The organism is Chitinophaga sp., from assembly GCF_035564935.1.
Lineage (GTDB): Bacteria > Bacteroidota > Bacteroidia > Chitinophagales > Chitinophagaceae > Chitinophaga.
The window spans coordinates 1-2157 of the sequence record NZ_DATMTE010000614.1 but is presented as its reverse complement, the minus strand read 5'-3'; the positions used below and the strand labels follow the sequence as shown (position 1 = coordinate 2157).

At 49.8% G+C, this 2157-nt stretch carries 2 protein-coding genes; one reads left to right on the top strand and one right to left on the bottom strand.

Annotated features, from left to right (window positions below; all coding sequences use genetic code 11):
- Positions 1-76: 76 nt before the first annotated feature.
- Entirely contained in the window at positions 77-424 is a 348-nt protein-coding gene (locus VN105_RS15655) for a nuclear transport factor 2 family protein (protein WP_325642465.1), read from the bottom strand.
- Positions 425-522: 98 nt separating this feature from the next.
- On the opposite strand from VN105_RS15655, the gene VN105_RS15650 reads away from it, so the two are divergent.
- Positions 523-1965: a PLP-dependent aminotransferase family protein gene (locus tag VN105_RS15650; protein ID WP_325642464.1), complete on the top strand. Its 1443-nt coding sequence runs from the start codon at positions 523-525 to the stop codon at positions 1963-1965.
- The last annotated feature ends 192 nt before the right edge of the window (positions 1966-2157 follow it).

Below are 2157 nucleotides of genomic sequence, written 5' to 3'. Positions count from 1 at the left end.
GCTTTAAATGCGCCGGGTAACAATTTATAAACATCCATTCTTGCTTCCATAATTATATATTTTTTAAGATGATGACTTAATAAAAGAACTGCTCATGAATAATTTTTCCGCCGTGTACTTTATAAATGCAAAGGTCATTTCTTGTGCGGCGGCCGATGCCATTAATAGTAACGTCCATCAGCAACTGCACCGCGAAATATTCGTCGGCCACCACCGGGTCGGAGATCTCCAGCAGATGTCTTTCGGTGATGCTGTGAAGGAACGCCTGTTCTTTAGCCATAATAGCCGCCAGGCCGGTAGTGGTGCGGCCGTCGGGCTCCAGGTTCACTGCGTCTTCATGAAACAGGGTGGCCTGCGCTTCCGGGAACTTCCACGCTCTGCAAAGTTGTACCAGCGTTTGTGCAATTTGTTTAACAACAGTCATGTTTGCGGGTTTAGAACATACAAAATAACAGCAAAAAACGGCGCCAAAACAGATACAGAATTACCGATATTAAACCATAACAGATTAACTTTGGGAAGATGAAAAAAAATAACGGGTTTATATATCTGCAACTCGCGGAGAAGATCCAGCATATGATCAGTGAGGGCGTATATGCTGTGGGAGATAAGCTCCCTTCGTTAAGGTCGCTGCACCAGGAGCATGGCATCAGCATCAGTACGGCCCTGCAGGTGTATACGCACCTGGAAAAGAAAGGCTGGGTGGTGCCGCGGGAAAAATCGGGTTACTTTGTACATTATTCAAAAAAACTGCGGCCTGAGCTGCCGCCGGTCACCAACCCTTCCCCTGCCCCATTTAAGGTACAGATCAATGAAAAGCTGGCGATGTTCCGCCAAACCAGCGGATCGCATAAAACCATTTCACTGATAGGCGCATCACCGGATACTGTGCTGCTGCCTGCCGTAAAACTGAAAAAGGCGCTGCAGCTGGCTGCCCGTGAGCTGGATACTTCGTTTATCCCTTACGGTGATGTGTACGGGCATGAGCCTTTCAGGAAACATATTGCCAGGCATTGCCTCAACTGGGGCCGGGCCGTATCGCCGCAGGATATTATTGTTACCCATGGAGCCATAGAAGCTGCCAGTCTTTGCCTGCGTGCCGTAGCCAAAGCAGGCGACACCATTGCCATTGAGTCGCCCACCTTTTTCGGGTTACTGATGGCCATTGAAAGCCTGGGTATGAAAGCCATGGAAATCCCAACCGACCCGGTAACCGGTGTGAGCCTGGAAAAACTGGAAGACGCATTCAAACAAAAGAAAGTGCAGGCCTGTCTTTTTGTTAGCAACTACAACAACCCCATGGGCTGCTGTATTCCCGACCCCGCCAAAGAACAGCTGGCAAAGCTGCTGAAAAAGTACCAGGTACCGCTGATAGAAGACGATGTATACGGCGATCTGCACTTCGCACCGGAAAGACCCAGAACGGTGAAGTCGTATGATGAAGAAGGGCTGGTACTTTACTGTTCCTCCTTTTCCAAATCCATTGCGGCCGGGCTCCGTGTAGGCTGGATCATTGGCGGCCGTTACCATGAAAGGATCTCCCAGCTGAAGTTTGTTACCTCCGGCAGCACCGGCATGCTGCCGCAACTGGTACTGAGTAAGTTCCTGGATCAGCAGCGGCTGGACCTTCACCTGAAATCACTGCGGCAATCGCTGAGCATGCAAACCATGCAAATGACGAAAGCTATACAGGAGTACTTCCCCGAAGACACTCAACTAACGCGGCCCAACGGAGGTATCAGCTTGTGGGTGGTGCTGCCCCCCAAAATAAACACCTGGCAACTGCATGAAGAGGCCGTAGAACAGGGCATCACCTTTACGCCCGGCGCCTTATTCTCCAGCCAGGACCGCTACCAGCACTGCATCCGCCTCACCAACGCCAACCCCTGGAGCGATGACCAGGACTGGGCGATCCAAACACTCGGCAGGCTGATAGGCGGGCAGTTGCATCGCCTTCGGCGATGAAAGCGGATTTTGTCTGACTCAGGATTAAACTGATTACGCTGATTTCCCTGATTTGATTTTTTGGGATTTTAAATGATTTGGGGAGATATAAGCGGATTCTGTCTGACTCAGGATTAAACTGATTACGCTGATTTCCCTGATTTGATTTTTTGGGATTTTAAATGATTTGGGGAGATATAAGCGGATTCTGTC

Coding starts and splice junctions, on each gene's coding strand:
- VN105_RS15655 (WP_325642465.1), bottom strand. CDS start 424: ATGACTGTTGTTAAACAAATTGCACAAACGCTGGTACAACTTTGCAGA.
- VN105_RS15650 (WP_325642464.1), top strand. CDS start 523: ATGAAAAAAAATAACGGGTTTATATATCTGCAACTCGCGGAGAAGATC.